Annotated in this window: 20 protein-coding genes; 2 read left to right on the forward strand and 18 right to left on the reverse strand. The window is 51.8% G+C overall.

Annotated elements, in window-relative coordinates; genetic code table 11:
- Positions 1–12: 12 nt before the first annotated feature.
- The 18 genes from pqqA (AC1WNR_RS04755) to pedF form a co-directional block, all read right to left on the reverse strand.
- Positions 13–84 carry a pyrroloquinoline quinone precursor peptide PqqA gene (gene pqqA, locus AC1WNR_RS04755; protein ID WP_481645360.1) on the reverse strand — a complete coding sequence of 24 codons (72 nt, stop codon included), beginning with the start codon at positions 82–84 and terminating at the stop codon, positions 13–15.
- Between the two features lie 131 nt (positions 85–215).
- A complete protein-coding gene (locus AC1WNR_RS04760; RefSeq protein ID WP_481643384.1) occupies positions 216–962 on the reverse strand; it encodes a HesA/MoeB/ThiF family protein in 747 nt (248 codons plus the stop codon).
- A gap of 1 nt (position 963) precedes the next feature.
- Positions 964–1,260: a hypothetical protein gene (locus AC1WNR_RS04765; protein WP_481643385.1), complete on the reverse strand. Its 297-nt coding sequence runs from the start codon at positions 1,258–1,260 to the stop codon at positions 964–966.
- Positions 1,261–1,262: 2 nt separating this feature from the next.
- Positions 1,263–1,520 (reverse strand): sulfur carrier protein ThiS, encoded by a 258-nt coding sequence (thiS, locus tag AC1WNR_RS04770; protein ID WP_481643386.1) that lies wholly within the window; start codon positions 1,518–1,520, stop codon positions 1,263–1,265.
- Positions 1,498–2,883 carry an NAD(P)/FAD-dependent oxidoreductase gene (locus AC1WNR_RS04775; protein WP_481643387.1) on the reverse strand — a complete coding sequence of 462 codons (1,386 nt, stop codon included), beginning with the start codon at positions 2,881–2,883 and terminating at the stop codon, positions 1,498–1,500. Before AC1WNR_RS04775 ends, thiS begins: the two co-directional genes overlap by 23 nt.
- A gap of 89 nt (positions 2,884–2,972) precedes the next feature.
- Positions 2,973–4,820: an aldehyde ferredoxin oxidoreductase family protein gene (locus AC1WNR_RS04780; protein WP_481643388.1), complete on the reverse strand. Its 1,848-nt coding sequence runs from the start codon at positions 4,818–4,820 to the stop codon at positions 2,973–2,975.
- Between the two features lie 11 nt (positions 4,821–4,831).
- Positions 4,832–5,302, reverse strand: coding sequence for a 4Fe-4S dicluster domain-containing protein (locus tag AC1WNR_RS04785; RefSeq protein ID WP_481643389.1), 471 nt, complete (start codon positions 5,300–5,302; stop codon positions 4,832–4,834).
- A gap of 426 nt (positions 5,303–5,728) precedes the next feature.
- Positions 5,729–7,594: a S9 family peptidase gene (locus AC1WNR_RS04790; RefSeq protein WP_481643390.1), complete on the reverse strand. Its 1,866-nt coding sequence runs from the start codon at positions 7,592–7,594 to the stop codon at positions 5,729–5,731.
- Positions 7,575–8,753 (reverse strand): pyrroloquinoline quinone biosynthesis protein PqqE, encoded by a 1,179-nt coding sequence (gene pqqE, locus AC1WNR_RS04795; protein ID WP_481643391.1) that lies wholly within the window; start codon positions 8,751–8,753, stop codon positions 7,575–7,577. The genes AC1WNR_RS04790 and pqqE overlap by 20 nt, the downstream gene beginning before the upstream one ends.
- Positions 8,728–9,003, reverse strand: coding sequence for a pyrroloquinoline quinone biosynthesis peptide chaperone PqqD (pqqD, locus tag AC1WNR_RS04800; protein WP_481643392.1), 276 nt, complete (start codon positions 9,001–9,003; stop codon positions 8,728–8,730). Before pqqD ends, pqqE begins: the two co-directional genes overlap by 26 nt.
- A complete protein-coding gene (gene pqqC / locus AC1WNR_RS04805; protein ID WP_481643393.1) occupies positions 9,000–9,761 on the reverse strand; it encodes a pyrroloquinoline-quinone synthase PqqC in 762 nt (253 codons plus the stop codon). Before pqqC ends, pqqD begins: the two co-directional genes overlap by 4 nt.
- A 19-nt stretch (positions 9,762–9,780) precedes the next feature.
- A complete protein-coding gene (gene pqqB, locus AC1WNR_RS04810) occupies positions 9,781–10,701 on the reverse strand; it encodes a pyrroloquinoline quinone biosynthesis protein PqqB (protein ID WP_481643394.1) in 921 nt (306 codons plus the stop codon).
- Between the two features lie 80 nt (positions 10,702–10,781).
- On the reverse strand, positions 10,782–10,853 hold the full coding sequence (pqqA, locus tag AC1WNR_RS04815; RefSeq protein ID WP_481645361.1) for a pyrroloquinoline quinone precursor peptide PqqA: 72 nt from the start codon (positions 10,851–10,853) through the stop codon (positions 10,782–10,784).
- Between the two features lie 118 nt (positions 10,854–10,971).
- Entirely contained in the window at positions 10,972–12,741 is a 1,770-nt protein-coding gene (locus AC1WNR_RS04820; protein ID WP_481643395.1) for a PQQ-dependent methanol/ethanol family dehydrogenase, read from the reverse strand.
- A 126-nt stretch (positions 12,742–12,867) separates the two neighbouring features.
- Positions 12,868–13,722 carry a quinoprotein relay system zinc metallohydrolase 1 gene (locus tag AC1WNR_RS04825; RefSeq protein ID WP_481643396.1) on the reverse strand — a complete coding sequence of 285 codons (855 nt, stop codon included), beginning with the start codon at positions 13,720–13,722 and terminating at the stop codon, positions 12,868–12,870.
- 91 nt (positions 13,723–13,813) lie between these two features.
- Entirely contained in the window at positions 13,814–14,599 is a 786-nt protein-coding gene (locus AC1WNR_RS04830) for a quinoprotein dehydrogenase-associated SoxYZ-like carrier (protein ID WP_481643397.1), read from the reverse strand.
- Positions 14,562–15,467, reverse strand: a complete 906-nt coding sequence (locus tag AC1WNR_RS04835) for a substrate-binding periplasmic protein (RefSeq protein WP_481643398.1) — start codon at positions 15,465–15,467, stop codon at positions 14,562–14,564. Before AC1WNR_RS04835 ends, AC1WNR_RS04830 begins: the two co-directional genes overlap by 38 nt.
- Before the next feature lie 6 nt (positions 15,468–15,473).
- A complete protein-coding gene (gene pedF / locus AC1WNR_RS04840; RefSeq protein ID WP_481643399.1) occupies positions 15,474–15,932 on the reverse strand; it encodes a cytochrome c-550 PedF in 459 nt (152 codons plus the stop codon).
- A gap of 229 nt (positions 15,933–16,161) precedes the next feature.
- On the opposite strand from pedF, the gene AC1WNR_RS04845 reads away from it, so the two are divergent.
- On the forward strand, positions 16,162–17,316 hold the full coding sequence (locus AC1WNR_RS04845) for an ABC transporter substrate-binding protein (RefSeq protein ID WP_481643400.1): 1,155 nt from the start codon (positions 16,162–16,164) through the stop codon (positions 17,314–17,316).
- Between the two features lie 16 nt (positions 17,317–17,332).
- Positions 17,333–18,295, forward strand: coding sequence for a YVTN family beta-propeller repeat protein (locus AC1WNR_RS04850; protein ID WP_481643401.1), 963 nt, complete (start codon positions 17,333–17,335; stop codon positions 18,293–18,295).

The following is an 18,295-nucleotide window of genomic DNA, read 5'->3' on the forward strand; positions in this document are numbered from 1 at the left end:
TCAGAACGCAAGTTAACGGTTTGAGAAGTACATGGTAACTTCAAAACCAATGCGCAGATCACGGTAGGCTGGTTTGGTCCACATCTCAATGTCTCCCTATTTTTGTTTGAGTTGCGATCGGGATTTGTACAAAAAGTACACAGGTAATATAGAACGTGCCCGACTTCGATGGAAGTCTGTGCGATAAATATCGACTATTTCTATCTGTTAATGAGTTAGGCGCAGCAGACGCTGCAATTCGGATTTTTCGTCAATGGGACACGATGGAAATCAACCGACATTGCATCGTAAAGTAGCAGCGTACCTTCGAGCTGACTCCGACCTTTTACTATGAGCTTGATCGCTTCGGTGGCCTGTAGAGTGCCAATAGTCCCTGTCACAGGTGATAGCACACCCATGGTGGCGCAACGTTGCTCCGGCACTTCAGTATTCTCAGGTACGAGGCAGGCGTAACAGGGCGAATTTGGCTCGGCGTAGCGATAAACCGAAAGCTGTCCTGTTAGATGGATTGCGGCGCCGGATACCAGTGGAGTCTTAGTTTTGTGTGCTACTCGGTTGATAAGGTGCCGCGTTTTGAAGTTATCGCAGGCGTCGACTACGACATCGGCGACACTCATCAAGGTCTCAATCGTGCTCTCATCTACTCGGTCGGTAACTGCATTGACGCGACACTCAGGATTGATACGATTGAGGTCTTCACGCGCTGACAGGGCTTTATTGATACCAACGCGCGCTTCATTGTGGATCGGTTGGCGTTGTAGATTCGACAGTTCGACTTCATCGAAATCGCAGATAGTGAGTGTGCCTACGCCCGACGCTGCTAGATAGGTAGCTACCGGAGAGCCCAGACCACCTGCACCGACGATCAATACGTGAGAGTTGAGTAGTTTCTCTTGCCCCTCGACATCAATCTCACTCATTAAGATGTGACGGCTGTAGCGCAGGAGCTGGTTGTCGTTCATCCTAACCGCCGCCGCGTTTCATCGACCAATCCATATGTTCGACCAAGGCTGCTTTGGCCTCTTCACTGCCGCTTAGAAAGGTCCAAGTTGCCTGCAGGCGTGATAGTCGCATTAATGCGATCACCAGATCGGGCATAGGTGCAATATCGATACGAATCTGCACCTCACCTTGAGTTACAAAAATGGAGTCACCCTCAATACGTATGCCGCCCGGAACAGCTTGTTCCAGGCCGGTTTCATACTCTTTACGAGTGGCTGTGACTTCACGTACTTGGACATCGAGAGAGCCGCCAAACATCCTCATCCTCCGGCCACAGGTGGCCAGATAGCCACAGTTTCACCGTCTTTGAGAATTCGAGCCGCGCGATTTTCTGGGGCTACAAATACTCCGTCTACCAGAACCAAATGTACGAGGCGCTCGGGTAGATCAAAACGCGCTATAAGGTCGGCAAGAGATTCGTCTGGGGCCAGCTCGATGGTGGCTTTATTATCCACCGCTCCCGAAGGGAGGTACTGGCCCAGACTTGCGTAGAGCTTAAATGTTAAGTGATGCGACATTCAAAACACCTGGTTTCTGAGAACATGCTAGATATGCCTCAGTCACCTTAAGGGGATCATTCATCAGCTCCGCTTTCCAGCGTTCGCCAAGCTTCACCTTGCCTTGAATCAGGCCACGCAGAACACCTACATGCTGAGTCAGACCGACTGAGGTTGCTCCTACCAATACATCATCTTTGAACTGCAGACTGATGTATTTGTGAGCCTTGGCGTCAGCATACTCAACACCTTTACCACCCTCAAGGCCTTCCCAGGCGCCAAATGAACTTGAGATGAGTCCGAGTGTGTCCAAAACGTTGATGGCGAGGATACCCTGATGCTCTGTACTCTTGCCTGCCATATTCAATGCAGCCACACGCGCTGTGTCGGCAGCGTTGGGTTGGATTGCCGATACCATGGGGGCGCCAGTAAACATATCTGGTGCTTCGACGACGTCACCTGCAGCATAGATGTCTGCCACAGAGGTCTGCATCTTCAGGTCTGTCAGAATACCGTTGCCAGTCTTAACACCCGAGCCATCGAGGAAGGCGGAGTTTGGACGTACACCCGCTGACATAATGACGAGATCACACTCAATCTTCTCACCGGTCGACAGTGTAACGACCATGCCGTCGCCAGATGCGGCAACAGCAGCAGGTGCTTCGTTTGAGCCGCCACCAAAGAGACTTTTGATAGCGCCCAATATGCCGCCGCTAGACTGTGCAGGTGCTGCGGCAGGCGCAGCACCAGCGCCGTCGATACGCTCAACTTTGGCTGAGGTAACAACGCGAACGCCTTTGTTCTCTACCCAATCTTTGATCATCGCACCGGCTTTACCGGTCATCATACGCGGTACCATACGGTCACCCAGCTCTACGACAGTCAAGTCGACGCCACGCTTAGCAAGGGCTTCAAGAATGATACAGCCGATGAAACCTGCGCCCACCTGGACAACACGTTTACCCGAAGCGGCTAGGTTTGCGATTGCTCGCGCATCATCAAGGGTCCAGCAGGTGTGTACATTCGGCAGATCAATGCCTGGAATTGGTGGGCGAATCGGGTGCGAGCCGGTCGCGACCAACAGTTTGTCGTAGCTCTCGCTACTACCATCCTCAAACTTTACAGTTTTCGCTTCAGCATCCACTGAGATCGCTTTGCCGACTTTATTAGAGATGCTTTTGCTGCCGTAATGGTCGGCATCTTTGCGTAAGTAGGTGCCATCTTCCTGTATATTACCTTCCAGCAGATAGGGGATGGCCATACGCGAGTAAGGTGGCGCGTTCTCAGCTCCCACCATAGTGATTTCACAGGCTGGGTCAGCCTTGCGCAGTGTTTCAGCGGCGATTACGCCAGCAGGACCGTTGCCGAGGATAAGATGTTTCATGGTGAACCTCAGGAATTATTATTCTGTTTCAACAAAAAACCCCTTTCCCTAGCGGAAAAGGGGTTCTTTCAACTCAATGTAGAGAGCCCTTACAGACCGAGACGATCCAGAGTCTCTTTAGTTGGTACGCCTTCAGCATCCCAGCCGCGCTTCTCGTAGTACTCAGGAAGCATCTCTGGCACACCAGCAACTAGACCCTTAGCAGGACCTTCCTGCGCAGGTTCAGTAGTTAGGCGCTCTGGCAGTTTGTCATCATCTTTAGTCAGACCTGCCTGCAGGTTGAAGAGCTTCTCCATGTTCCAGATACGCTCGCCAACGGCGCTGAGTTTCTCGAGTGACCAGTCGCCTTCACAAGCAGCGTCGATCTGTGGCTGGATGTCTCCCAAGCCCCAAGCGAAGCTGGTGAAGATACACAGGCCCGATGCGTCAAATGCTGCTGTAGCATCCTGGAACGCCATAACCAGATCTGGTTTGCCTTCTGTTACCAGAGGGTCTGTCTTAACTGGGATACCCAGTACTTCAGACGCTACAGTGTAAGAACGCAGGTGACACGCTCCACGGTTAGAGGTCGCGTAAGTCAGACCCATACCCTGGATGCCGCGAGAGTCGTAAGCAGGGAACTCCTGACCTTTAACGCTCATCGACAGTTCAGGGCGACCGTACTTCTCACACATACGCTTAGAGCCCAGACCGATATCAACACCGAAGCCTTCGCCCAGAGCTGTCATATCAGCCAATGCGCAGAGTGCTTCAGCAGAACCGAAAGGTGCTTTCAGACCGATCTGCTCTTCAGTCAAGGTGCCGTCTTCATACATCTCCATCACTGCACCAATTGTGGCACCGAAGGAGATTGGGTCCATACCCTGTTCGTTACAGATCAGGTTGGCGTACTGCAGCGCTTCCAGGTCACCTACACCGTTAGCGGCGCCCAGTGCCCAAGCAGCTTCGTACTCAAGACCACCCGACGCACCGTGGTACTGTGGCTTCTCTTTTACAGAGAAATGGTCTTTGTCGATTTTAGAGATACGACCACAAGCGATAGTACAGCCGAAACATGCAGCGTTTGTAACCAGGTGTGGCTTGCCGTCTGATTCGCGTGGCTTAGCCATCGCTTCAGCAGAGATATCGCCCGCATTTTCGAACTGAACTGATTTGTGGTTACGAGTTGGCAGTGCGCCCATCTCGTTAATAACGTTCATCAGTACCTGAGTACCGTAAGCAGGGAGACCTTCACCTGTAACAGCGTTCTCTGCCAGGATCTTCTTCTTCTCCATGGTAACTTTGGCAAACTCGCCCATGTTATCCACGCCTGCAACACCTTTAGTACCGCGAATAGCGACTGCTTTGAGGTTCTTAGAACCCATTACAGTACCCACACCCGAGCGGCCTGCCGCGCGGTGTAGATCGTTGACGATACACGCGTAAAGAACGCCATTTTCGCCCGCTTTACCGATAGAGGAGATACGTACCTGTGGATCCTGCATCTCTTTTTTGATGGTCTCTTCCGTATGCCAAGTAGAGGTACCCCACAGGTGAGATGCATCACGCAACTCAGCTTTGTCATTTTCGATCGCGAGGTAGACAGGTTTCTCTGCTTTACCTTCAAAGATCACCATGTCCCAGCCGGCAAACTTCATCTCAGCGCCGAAGTAGCCGCCAGAGTTTGAACAAGCGATTGCGCCTGTGAGTGGGCCTTTGGTAACGACTGTGTATCGACCACCGGTTGATGCCATGGTGCCGGTCAGAGGGCCTGTCGCCATGATCATTTTGTTTTCCGGTGACAGCGGATCAACTTTAGGGTCGATCTCTTCAACCAGGTATTTGGAAGCGAGGCCGCGTGAACCCAGGTACTCCTGAGCCCATTCCATGTTTAGAGGTTCTGATTTACAGGTTCCTTCAGAGAGATTTACTCGAAGAATTTTTCTTGTCCAAGCCATTTCTCTTCTCCTTACAGACTAGCGTCGTTAGCTTTAGCAGCCCACGCACGCATGCGCTCCAGGCCAGTCCAGTTGCTGTCTACGAAAGTAATAGCTTCGGTAGGACAAGCTTTCGCACACTCCGGATCACCGCCGCAGAGGTCACATTTCGCAACCTTTCCGGTTTCAGCAACGTAGTTAACGGTACCGAATGGGCAAGAGATAGTACAAACCTTACAGCCGACACAGGTGTCCTCTTCCACAACCTTGGCGCCCGTCAATTTGTCGAGTTTGATTGCATCTGTAGGACAGGACTGCATACACCAAGCTTCGTCACACTGCGTACAGGTGTAAGGCACCTTGCGGCCCTCTTCTTCAAAGCTGAAAACTTTGATACGCGACTGTGAAGGGTTGTAGACACCGGTGTTTTCGAGCGAACACGCCATCTCACACTGTAGACAGCCGGTACACTTGGCAGGATCTATATACAGAGACTTTTGCATAGTTATTCCTTGTTATTTTGACGAATGCGATTCTGGTACACCGCATTCCTATGGTCGATTAACGCAGAGACTATTTATGCAAAATGCCCCGCGCCTACGGCTTCCCAACGCTTAAAGTAAGCGAACCACCTAAGCTTGTCTATTGATGCGCACTATACTTTCGTACTTAAAAAATGGGTCTTTAGTACTAGTCCCTATTTCTTTGAATTTTCAGTCTTTTTAACTCGTGAGGCGCGATTTAAGTGAAAACAGACCCCGTTGCCGGGGTCAAGGAAGATGCCCCCTGAATGCTGCCACTCAAATAGGCACGACTCGGTTAAATCACGGACAGGAGTTCCAAGCGCTGAAGCGTCTCAGTACATCAATCTGCGCACCATTAGGTTAAGAGTTTTGGCTAGCAATTCCCATACGACTTCGGCGTAGAAACTATCCTTCTATGGTCCTAGTTTCGTTGCCGGGATTTGAATCGATAACTCTACGGTAGAATGCCAGCTCAGTCTCGAGTGCGCTTATTTGGTTTTCCAGCTTTCTGAAACCGTGCCCCTCATCACTGAAGTATTTAGCCGTTACGTCCACGCCACGTTGTTCCAGTGCATTAACCATGAGTTGAGTCTGATCGGGGGTTACAACGCTATCTCTCATACCTTGAAGAAACAAAACGGGCGATCGAATCTTGTCGATAAGAGAGCGTGGTGTGTCATAGTTTTTCTCTGGTAGCAGCCAGTCGAGATAGTGTGATTCGAATTTGTGCGTGCTCTGTTTAAGCGTTTCCGGATCCATGACACCGAAGTAGGAGGTTCCTGCGGCAATCTTATCTGATTTGGCTAGCGCCAATAGGGCTGAAAATCCGCCCGAGCTGCGTCCTCGAATAAATACCTTGCCCGCCTGCGCAAGCCCCAGGTCGATTAGGTGCTTTATGGCGTGCTCGATATCCTCAACTTCGGTTTTACCCCAGCTCTTTTTCAGGGCAAAGCGATAGTGGCGGCCAGAGTTGCTGCTGCCGCGATAGTTAAGATCGAACAGGGCGAACCCCTGATTGCACCAATACTGGATAGCGAGATTAAAGATCGGGTAGGTCGACGACGTCGGCCCGCCGTGAAGTGTTATCAGTAATGGGGGAGGCTCAGCAAGCGTTGTGCGTTGGTTAACTGTGTTGGATGCCGCGTAGTAGTAACCATGTACTTGGTGCCCGTTGACCTCAAATTCGATTAACTTGGGCAAGCAGGTGCGTTTAGTGTCCTCTCTATGGGGGGGCGTTAATCGTTTCGGTCTAGCGCCAATAATATCGATCTCAAGCAGTTGTAGGGCTTCAGCCGGGCCAGCCGCTATGACGGCAAGCAGACCCTGATGGTAGCTCAGTTCACGAAAGTGGTTATATCCGGGCAGAGCTAATCGCTGCTCTCCAATAAATAACTCGACACCGGTTGCTGAATATTCGAAGCGCATAAGCGCATCGGAGGTCTGCTCGTACTGACGTATACCACTCTGCCAAGGTGAGGATATGTGATCAATCTGTTCGCGGCTGAGTGGGGTCGTCCTATTTGACAACTCATCTCGGCTATAAACGCTCCAGTAACCGCTGTGATCGCTGACAAAGCAGAGTTGACCGTCGGCTGAGAAGGAGGGCATGACCATCGACTCGCTTTCAGCTTGCTCGCGCGGAATAGCGCGTGTGTTACTTAAGCCCTGGTCGGTTAGTTCTGCGCAATAGATCTGAGTATCGGTCCAGGGAAGGCTGGGGTGATTCCAAGTTACCCAAGCGAGTCGATCTTGTTGAGGGCTAAGCGTCAGCCCCGAATAGAAGTCGTTGCCGGCCTGCAGTGTAACTATCTCACCGGTCTCTAGATCCAGGCGCCCGATCCTGTTCTCAACCTCGATAGCCGAGTGCAACTCCCAAATAAATATCAGGCTGTTGGTGGGTTGGTGCCACAACGGCTCCATAAAACGCTGATTAAGGTGATCGGTGAGTTGCTCGAGTTTGTCGGTATCTAGGTCAGCGCGAAAAAGTTGCTGACTGGCTTGCTCTACGTAGTAGACGCAGTTAGCACCCCAGCACCAAGCGCGTCCGCCATATTCGTGTACGCGACTTCCGACGCTTACCCCGGGGGCTGAGAGTTGGCGTAATTGACCTTCCTCTTGGCATACCAGTTGAGTCTGCTGATTGGTTCTATCAGAGCGCTCCAGCCAACCTAGCACACCTTTTGGCGAATATGCGATCTGTGAAAAATCGCTCTGCTGGGCACAGGCTTGGGCGGCGCTAGTAGGAGAGTTGTTACTGCTTGAAGAAGACACGCGAGTTCTTGTCATTACGGTAGATGAACTCTGGCTCGCTCTGCTGCTCTAATTGCTCGTTGGTACGCCGTGCATCGAGGATCTTCTGATGATCGGGAGACTTTGAACACACCGGATCCGCAGCCGCTGCATCGCCAGTTAGCATGAAGGCCTGGCAGCGACAGCCACCAAAGTCTTTCTCTTTCTCATCACAGCTACGACAGGGCTCTTTCATCCACTCAAAACCACGAAAATGGTTAAAGCCATTGTCGTCGTACCAGATCTCTTTAAGCGATTGTTTGGCGACGTTTGGAAACTCGAGGGGCAGCATGCGAGCAGAATGGCAGGGCAGTGCAGTGCCATCTGGAGTCACTGTCAAAAATACCTCCCCCCAGCCGTTCATGCAGGGTTTAGGGCGCTCCTCATAGTAGTCGGGCGTGACAAAAATCAGCTTGAGTTTGCTGCCCTGTGCGGCGAGCTTTTCGCGCCAGATGTTGGTGCGCTCTTCGGCGTAGCGCAGCTGCTCAATGCTGGGCATCAGCCAATCGCGGTTTTCAAAGCCCCAGCCGTAGTATTGGCAAGTAGCAAGCTCGACGAAATCGGCTTCAAGTTCGATACAGAGCTCAATAATGCGGTCTATCTGGTCAATATTGTGACGATGGGTCACAAAATTTAGCACCATAGGGTAGCCTTGGGCTTTGACCTCGCGCGCCATTTTCAGTTTCTGCTGGAAGGCTTTTTCGCTACCAGAGAGCATGGAGTTAACGCTCTCATCACTCGCTTGAAAGCTGACCTGAATGTGGTCTAAACCCGCTTCGCGGAAGCTAGCGACTTTCCGCTCGTTGAGACCCACCCCAGAGGTAATCAGGTTTGTGTAGTAGCCGAGGTCGCGGGCGGCTTTGATTAGCTGATCTAGATCTTGTCTAACGAGAGGTTCCCCGCCTGAGAATCCAAGCTGTACGGCGCCCAGTTCTCGTCCCTGACGGAAAACCTCTACCCACTGTTCAGTCGTGAGCTCAGCACCTGCGCCGGCAAAATCAAGCGGATTGGAGCAGTAGGGGCACTGCAGCGGACACTTATAGGTCAGTTCGGCGAGCAACCACATCGGCCTGCCGGGAACTTTGGCACCTGTACCAAGCGTGGTGGGAGATCCGTTACAGGGTGATCCAGTTTTGCTCATGTGCATCTACCAAGAAAGCTTCGACATCATCGGCCAGGTCATCCGCTTCAGGGAAGTTCTTCTGCAGTTGGTCGACTATTTGTGCCACCGAGTGTACACCATCGATGCGCGTGAGTATCTCACTTGCAGGACCATTTAGCTGCACCATGCCTTCTGGGTAGAGTAGTACATGCGACTCTTGAGCCGGCTCCCACTGAAGACGAAAGTGCGGATTGAGGGCCGGTATTTTCTGATTCATTTCGTGTGTCATCGGAATAACCCCTTGTGGTACACCCGCTCATTAGTCACGGTATGGAAGGGCGCTCGGTCAAGTTCGTACGCCATAGTCATGGCATCCAACATGCTCCAGAGTACGTCGAGCTTGAACTGCAAAATCTCAAGCATGCGATCTTGCTGTTCGCGCGTTGTGTAGTGATCGAGGGTGATATCCAGCCCGTGACTCACATCTCGACGTGCCTCGCTCAGGCGCTTGCGGAAGTAGCTGTACCCCTCGGGTTTTATCCAAGGGTAGTGCTGCGGCCAGGCATCCAAACGACTCTGATGGATTTTGGGTGCGAACAGCTCGGTCAATGATGAGCTAGCGGCCTCCTGCCAGCTCGCTCGACGGGCAAAGTTAACGTAAGCATCTACGGCGAAACGCACGCCCGGCAGTACATGCTCTTGGCTAAGGATCTCATGACGTGTCAAACCAACCGCTTCACCTAGATTAAGCCAAGCCTCTATCCCACCATCATCGCCGCTGACGCCATCATGATCGATGATACGCTGAACCCACTGCCGACGAACCTCGGGGTCCGGGCAGTTCGCCATAATGGCCGCATCTTTGAGTGGGATGCTAATCTGGTAGTAAAAGCGGTTAGCGACCCAGCCCCGGATCTGCTCGGGGGTGCTGCGCCCCTCATACATCGCGCGGTGATAGGGGTGCTCAGTGTGATACAGAGCGCCTTTGGCACGCAGTGCATCTTCAAACTCTTGTCGCGTTAGGGGTAGATTGTTGTTCTTCTTCATAGCCTTTTACCCTGAACGATTAGATTTCAAATGACATGCCGTCATAGGAAACCTCAATTCCATGCTGGGTGAGTTCCGCACGCTCTACTGAGTCCTCATCCAGAATAGGATTAGTATTGTTTATGTGTATCAACACTTTGCGCGGTTTTGAAAATTGGTCCAGTAGCTCAATCATTCCGCCAGGGCCAGATTGAGGCAAATGCCCCATCTCTGTTCCTAAACGTGTTCCCACCCCCCGTTGCTGCATCTCATCATTACGCCAGACCGTGCCATCTACAAGCAGTAGATCGGCATCGGCCATCAACGGGATCAGATGCTCCTGTATCTCGCCAAGGCCAGGCGCATAGAAGAGTGACTTACCCGAAGTTGTGTCTTTCACCATCACGCCTATATTGTCGCCGGGGTTAGGATTGTTACGACGGGGCGAGTAGGGTGGAGCATTGCTCAAAAGTGGAATGGCGGTGAGCTCTAGTGAATCGAAGCCAGGAATCGAAAACTTGAGCGGCTGGTATCCATCAACGGGTATGGTATTGATCTCGTTACCATCCCAGTGCTTTAACATCGATAGTATCGGGAAATTCTCCGACAACTCTTGCTCGACAGCACTTGTGCACCAGATCTTGTGGGGGCATCCCTCTCGGAGCATCAGCAGACCCGTCGTATGGTCGATTTGAGCATCCATGAAAACAATATTGCTGATGCCCGTGTCGCGCAACGCTCGATTCGGTTGCATCGCTGGAAAATCTGCAAGCTGCTGGCGAATATCAGGTGAGGTATTGAACAGTATCCAGTCGCTGCCATTCTCACTGATGGCAATCGAGGATTGGGTTCGCGATTTGGCGTTGATGGTGCCGGCTCTGAAGCCTGCGCACATCACGCAGTTACAGTTCCACTGCGGAAAACCACCACCGGCCGCCGAGCCCAAAACATGGACCTTCATAGTTATTCTCGTTTTTATAATTGGGGTGACGCAGAGTATAAATAATTCGAGTGCCGGAGTCGGCACTCGAGGGGTATTGCTTAACGGTTTGAGAAGTACATTGTTACTTCGAAGCCGATACGTAGATCTTTGTATTCAGGTTTAGTCCACATAACTTATCCTCTTTTTTGTTGTATTTGCAAATACACTCGTAATATAAGCGCAATCTGCAGTTTTAAATATGGTACTTTCGACCCAAAAAACAGTGTCCTTTGGGTCGAAAGCTAGAGCTTATTTAGGCAGTTTGAACGTCCAAACGGTGCCACCCTGGTTGAGGTGCTTAACGCGTTTAGCGACTTCACCACCCCACAGAGGTACCGCACCACCCCAGCCAGATACGACTGTCAGGTACTGTTCACCATCCTCTTCCCAAGTGATTGGGGAGCCAACGATGCCTGAACCGGTGTTGAAGCTGTATTTCTCTTCACCTGTCTTCGCGTCGAAGCCTTTGAGGTAGCCCTCTGGAGTACCTGTGAATACCAGGTTACCGGCAGTGGTTAGTACACCGCCCCACAGAGGTGCGTAGTTTTTGTAGCTCCATACGACTTCGCCTGTTTTAGGATCCATCGCGCGCAGCACACCGATGTACTCGTCGCTCAGAGGCTTGATGGTGAAACCTGCACCGAGGTAAGCCGCACCTTTCTTGTATGCGGTTGGCTCATTCCAGATATCCATCTCCCACTCGTTCGATGGGACGTAGAAGAGTTCAGTATCTTTACTGTACGCCGCTGGCATCCAGTTCTTACCGCCGAGGAAAGATGGTGCCGCTACGATTGTCTGACCTTTCTTGCCGTCAGCTGAGTCAGCCGGGTTACCTGGACGGTTAGAGTCGTCGTAGATTGGACGGCCAGTCTTTGGATCCAGACCCTTAGCCCAAGTGATCTTATCGACAAATGGGAAGCCGCGGATAAAGTCGCCGTTTTCACGGTTCAGGACGTACATGAAACCGTTACGGTCAGCTGTCGCTGCTGCTTTGATAGTTTTGCCGCCTTCGTTCAGATCGAACGAGATCAGCTCGTTAACACCATCGTAATCCCAGCCATCGTGTGGAGTTGTCTGGAAGTGCCAAGAGATCTTACCAGTGTCTGGATCGATCGCTACGCGTGAAGCCGAGAAGAGGTTATCGCCTGGGCGTAGGTGAGAGTTCCAAGGAGCAGGGTTACCTGTACCGAAGAACAGCAGGTTGGTTTCAGCGTCGTATGTACCGCCGAGCCAAGTTGCTGCACCGCCCGATTTCCACATGTCGCCTGGCCATGTGCGGCCCGCTTCGCCACCGGAGATACCGTTCTCCATCTTCTTGCCATCTTTCCAGATGTAGCCCATGTGGCCTTCAACGGTTGGGCGTGTCCAAACCAGATCGCCGGTCATCGCATCGTAAGCTTCTACCTTACCCACGATACCGAACTCACCACCCGATACGCCGGTGATAACTTTACCGTTTACGATCAGCGGCGCAGCTGTGATCGAGTAGCCTGCCTGGTAATCTTCAACGGTCTTTTTCCACTTAACCTTACCTGTCTTCTGGTCTAGCGCTACGAGTTTAGCGTCGAGTGTGCCGAAGATAACCAGATCGCCGTACAGAGCAACACCACGGTTGATTACGTCACAGCAAGGCATGATGCCGTCAGGTAGGCGTGCGTTGTACTCCCACAGCTCTTCACCGGTTTTTGTATCGACCGCGAATACGCGTGAGTAAGAGGCAGTAACGTACATTACGCCATCTTTCACCATTGGCTGCGACTCTTGGCCGCGCTGTTTCTCACCACCAAAAGAGAAAGCCCAAACAGGGCGCATATCTTTAACGGTTTCGGTATTGATCATGTCCAATGGGCTGTAACGCTGGCCCTGGTGGCCCATACCGTTAGTAACAACGTCATTCGTTGTCATCGCATCGTTCATGATGTCCTGGTCAGTAACAGCTGCTTGAGCGCTACCCGCTGTCAGCATGGCTGCGGTCAGTGCACTGATCGCAAAGGTCTTCGCGTGGCCAAATTTAGTCATCGCTGGCTCCTTAGAATTATTTTGATTCGTACTCGGCACAACTCCGGATACTGCGCACTATTCTTCGCGTGTCTAGTTAAACGGACAATTAAACAGGTGGAGTAGTTTCCTACTTACTTGGTAGTACTACTTTTTGGAGAAGGCCGTGATTTCGTAGTCGGGGTAGAGGTGAGCGATGGTACGCGTCAGTTCATAGCGGGTCAGTGCTATGCTGCTGAACTCTGCAGGGACCTCTGTGTCGCGCAGTTCATTCATAGTCAGCCCTTGAGCGGCGGACTCTGATAACAGTCGATCCAACCATCTGAGGTAATGCTCCATCTGATCAAGTGCATCTTTCTTACTACTGATAGGGCCGTGTCCGGGTATAACCTGATCGAAGGGGAGTGTGCGTAGGTAGTGGATATCGGCTAGCCAGACATCAAGCCCCGGCGTGTGGGGTGTTGCGAGCGCTCGCTGGAAGAAGACCATATCGGAAGCAAATAGCACTCGACTCGTTTTATCCAGCAGCAAAAGATCCGCGCCGGTATGGCCCTTGAGTGCGATCACGTCGAAACGCTCGCTATCACTAAACATTTGACCGGCTTCAATGATTTTGTTCGGCGCTAATACCTCAGTACCGCGCATCCAGTCGCCAACCATCAGGTAAAGAGACTCTGCGAAAGCATTACCCTCGGATTTCAGCTGCGATGCAGTCTCTTTGAGTGCCCAGATGTTTATATCGGCAAATGCCTGATTACCGAGGGAGTGGTCAGGGTGGTGATGTGTCAGTAGCAGGTCCGTAGGCTCTTGCCCCGTTGTATTGACGATCAGTCTTCTTAACTGCTCGCCAAATCGCTTTGATGGACCGCTGTCGATAACAAGAACGCGATCATCATCTCTAACAAAAGCGATATTGGCGATGGCGCCGCCGTTTTGCGGAGTAAAACTTTCACGAACAGCTTCGAGATACCAGGTATCCTCTGCGACTCGTATCGGCTCCATCGGGTACTCAAAACTTTGAGCATGCGATGTGTTAACGCTGAGTATGCTGACAAGAAAGCTTGCGGTGAGTAACTGCAACTTATGCGTTTCTTTAAAGTTCTGTTTCAAAGATATTCCCGCCGTTGTCCCGCATCCAGAGGCTGTACTCTTGGCTGTCATCGTTGATATCGAAGGTGAATACTGGATTTTCACTGACCGGAGGGTAGAGCTCCATACTGGCGCGTTTGGTGTTGCTGGCGTCGCGAATCTCGAGCTGCTCGATGTAGAACTCAGGTACTGCGTCGACTAGCCCAGTATCCATGGGATGGATAACACGAAAGCGATAGCGGGTTGTATCGGCACGCGTGAACTCGGCTGACTCGACCTCGCCGAGATGATTCTCCCAGTAGGGGTTTGCGGCTGCCAGAGTGGGAGCTGTACAGCCCCCGCCAGTCGCGTCGATAAAGGTGTACCCGATATGCCAGAGGCCGTCGGTGGTTTGCACCGCTGCCCGAACGGGTGTCCCCTGTTGTACCCGGATACGCAACGAGATGATCGGCTCGACGACTGGGTCGGGATAGTAGGTAAAGATATGTTGAATAGGGTTGAGGTCCGCCCAAACCACTATCTTCTGTAGATCGTCTCTAAAGGCCAGAGCGTTGATGGTGATTGGCACCTGGCTAGAGTCTTCAGCGAACTCTGGGGCAGAGACAACAACTCGTTTGTCAAACTGGTAAGGGCCGTCCCCGATAAAGCCAGGGTAAAGATAGTTCCACATCGGTGAGCCGAGGGGATCGGGCTGTGCCGCGAGTACGGCAGCAGGCAGCCACAACAGAAGGCTGTATGCCCCCTGTATTCCTCTAGTTCTCCAATTCTTGGTAAAGCCCAGGAAGTTCATGCTGTAGTCCGAGTTTATTGAACAGTTGCTCGACCTCTCCCGATAGGATCATTCGCTCCATGATCCAGTCGATCTCGTTGCCGAGCTGTCGGTCGCTTTGGCGAATTGCCATGCCGATATCCCACTTCTGTTTACCGATCATCGGGAAACCGTTCTCAGCGAGCTTAAGCTTAGGGTTATTTGCACGGCTTAGCCAATGGTCCGCTTCGGCGCGCATAGACATAACGCCCGTCACTTCCCCGCGATCTAGGGCAGCGTAGGCGTCCTCAGCTTTAGCGTAGTGTTTGGTCTTATCGCGCATGCGGCCGTTGAATGCAGATGTTAGATAAAAATCCGGCAGGCTATCAATTTCGACTCCTATAGGGTGGTACTGAAATTTAGCAATAGTGGAGACTTTATCGATCTTGGAGCTATCAAAGGCTATCTGCCAGGTCTCCCGTTGATAGGGGCCAAACATCACCACCATCTCATTCACATATTCGCCGGTCGAGATATCTTGTCGGTATGAGTACTCCTTGTCGTAGGGTACCCGCATCATCAGATCGGCAACGTTTTTGGGAATGTGCGCGCCATCTTCGGATTTATCGAGGTAGTGGCCCTTCCAAACGTTGTTACGCAGGTCATCTTCTAGATTTTCGTCAGGTATTATCCAGTGCGGTTCGAAGCGCACGCCGAGCTTTTCGGCAATCGCTTTGCCGAGCTCCACGTCGATGCCCGCTGGCTCGCCATTTTCGATGTAGGAGTAGGGTGGAAAATCTTTATAGACGCCAACACGAATAAACCCGCTTTCGATGACAACATCGTAGTAGCGGGCTTGAGCGATTGTGCTGCTAGCGATGGCTAGCAGCAGTGCAATTAGACGCGCCATTGGCGATCAGTCCGTTGGCTGTGCCAGGACCCAGGTACGAATGGCCCAGAGTGCCTCTTGTGGAATGTAATCAGCCATTTTCGGCATGTAGACGCGGCCATCACGAACGGCACCATTGATCACGCGCTCTTTATACCACTCGTCGCCATCATAGCCAGCTTCGAGGTAGCGGAGGTCAGGTGCGATACCACCGGAGATTGCCTCCAAACCGTGACAGCGAGCGCAGTTCTGGTTGTAGGCAGAGGCGCCGACACGCATTGCCTCGTCATAGACTGCCTGATCGAAGTTGTCGTTATCCTCTTTGCCGTACGGGTTGCGATCAGTCCACTCTTCGCCTAGCGCTGGAAGGCTTGAAACATCAACGTTCTGAGGGGTGACGTCGCCGTGAGACCAAGCGGAGGTGCTAATGATGGCGCTTAGAAAGGCGCTTGTTGCAAGACTGGTCAGTTTGATACCGCTGTTCATTACTTCGAACCTCATTACTCTAGATTTGCAATGGGGAGAGTCTCCATGAAAGCTCCTCGGCTGAGAACTGTACTTTGGCGCTCTGACACTAGTACCAAAGTACCAAGTTTGGTCGGAATATAAGGGTTTGAGGATAAATTAGTACTTTGGTACTACTACTTTTCATCTGAAGCATTATGTTTGTGCTCAAGCGCATGTCTTACTCTCAGTGGACAATATGAGGCTTGAAATGCGTTTAACATTTATTCTAATGCTCCTGGCTCTCTGTTCGATGCCTGCGAGCGCCAAAACAGAGATCTCGTTCTTCTACGGAGAGCTGATTGTCGACAAGGGTCCCGTTCTCTCGAACATCCTGCCGCCTCCGGAGGATCAAGGGCTTCGTGGTGCTGAACTGGCAGTGGCTGACAGCAATACGACAGGACGTTTCCTGGGGCAGGAATACCTGCTCAAAAGTGTATCGACAGAAGATGAGGCTGAGTTGCTCGCGCAAACTCAGAGCAGCTATGAGGCTGGGGACCGCCTCTTTATTATCGACGCTCCCTCGGCTCCTCTGAGTAGAATCGCTTCGACACTTGCATCTGATGCGTTGATCTTTAACGTGAGTAACCCTGATGATGCTCTTCGTCTTCAACAGTGCAGCGCTAACCTGTTTCATACCTATCCGTCACGCGCCATGCTGAGCGACGCGCTGGTGCAGTGGCTCAAAGCGAAACGTATGGATGAGGTGCTTCTCATCCGCGGCCAGAGAGACGGGGATCAAGCCTACGCAGCGGCGGTTCAACGCTCGGGTCAACGTTTTGGGGTTGAGATTGTCGAGGAGTTGGTCTGGGATTTTGATACCGATCTTCGTCGAGCGGCACAGCGTGAACTACCGTTGTTTACGCAGACAGACGAATATGATTTTGTCATCGTGGCTGATGAAGTGGGGGATTTTGGAGAGTATGTTCCTTTCAATACCTGGTATCCGCGTCCTGTGGGAGGCACTCAAGGCCTGATAACAACGGGATGGCATCGAGTTGTAGAGCAATGGGGCGCAGCACAGTTACAGTCACGCTTTGAAAAGCTAACTGGACGCTGGATGAACGCACAAGACTACGCAGCTTGGGCCGCGGTTCGATCCGTTGCTGAGGCAGTAACGAGGACCCAATCCGCCGAACCTTCGGTTATTCGCAACTTTCTACTCTCTGCTGATTTCGAGCTGGCTGCTTTTAAGGGGCGACCCTTGAGCTACCGCGGTTGGAATCAGCAGCTACGCCAGCCGATCGCACTGATTCACCCCAGAGCGCTGGTGAGCATGTCACCGCAAGAGGGTTTTTTGCACCCACGTAATGAGTTGGATACGCTGGGGTATGACGAGCCCGAGTCAGAGTGTCGTTTAAATTAACCCCAGAGAGATAACAATGAAAAGAACGCTTCTCAGTCTGATTTTACTTTCGGGTGTGTTGCACGCCGGTGAAGTGGCTTACGTCTCTAACGAAAAAGATAACACCCTCTCTGTGATTGATTTGGAAAGCTTTGAGGTTATTGAAACGGTCGAGGTGGGTAAGCGTCCTCGAGGGATTACGCTGAGTAAAGATCGCAGCAAACTATATATCTGTGCCTCAGACTCTGATGCGGTTCAAGTGATGGACCTGAGCACACATGAAATTATCAAGATGCTCCCTTCGGGCGAAGACCCCGAGCAGTTCGCCCTGCATCCAAATGATAAGCACCTTTACATTGCTAACGAGGACGATGCCCTGGTCACTGTGGTCGATACAGAATCGAATCTTGTATTGGCGCAGATTGATGTAGGGATTGAGCCTGAGGGTATGGCGGTCAGTCCGTTGGGCGATGTGGCAGTAAATACCAGTGAGACCACCAATATGGTGCACTGGATAGACACCAAGGATTGGGTGATCATCGATAACACGCTGATTGATCAACGTCCGCGTCATGTGGAGTTCACCAAAGAGGGGGATATTCTCTGGGCGAGCTCCGAAATTGGCGGAACCGTATCGGTTATTGATGTGGCTTCGCGGACCATCATGCACAAAATCAACTTCAAGATTCGCGGTGTACATCCTGACAAAGTCCAACCGGTAGGTGTAAAGCTCAGCAGCGACGGTAAGTATGCCTATGTCGCTTTGGGACCTGCCAATCATGTGGCGGTCGTTAACGCTAAAACCTATGAGGTTGAAGACTACATTCTAGTTGGTCGCCGCGTGTGGCATCTTGAGTTCAACGCCGATGAATCGCTGTTGCTCAGCACCAACGGAGTGAGCGGCGATGTTAGTGTTATCGATACAGCGAAACACAAAGCGATAAAGACGATTAAAGTCGGGCGCTACCCCTGGGGTGTCGTTACGCTCAACCGTCCTTGA

This window comes from Marinobacterium marisflavi, assembly GCF_982447095.1.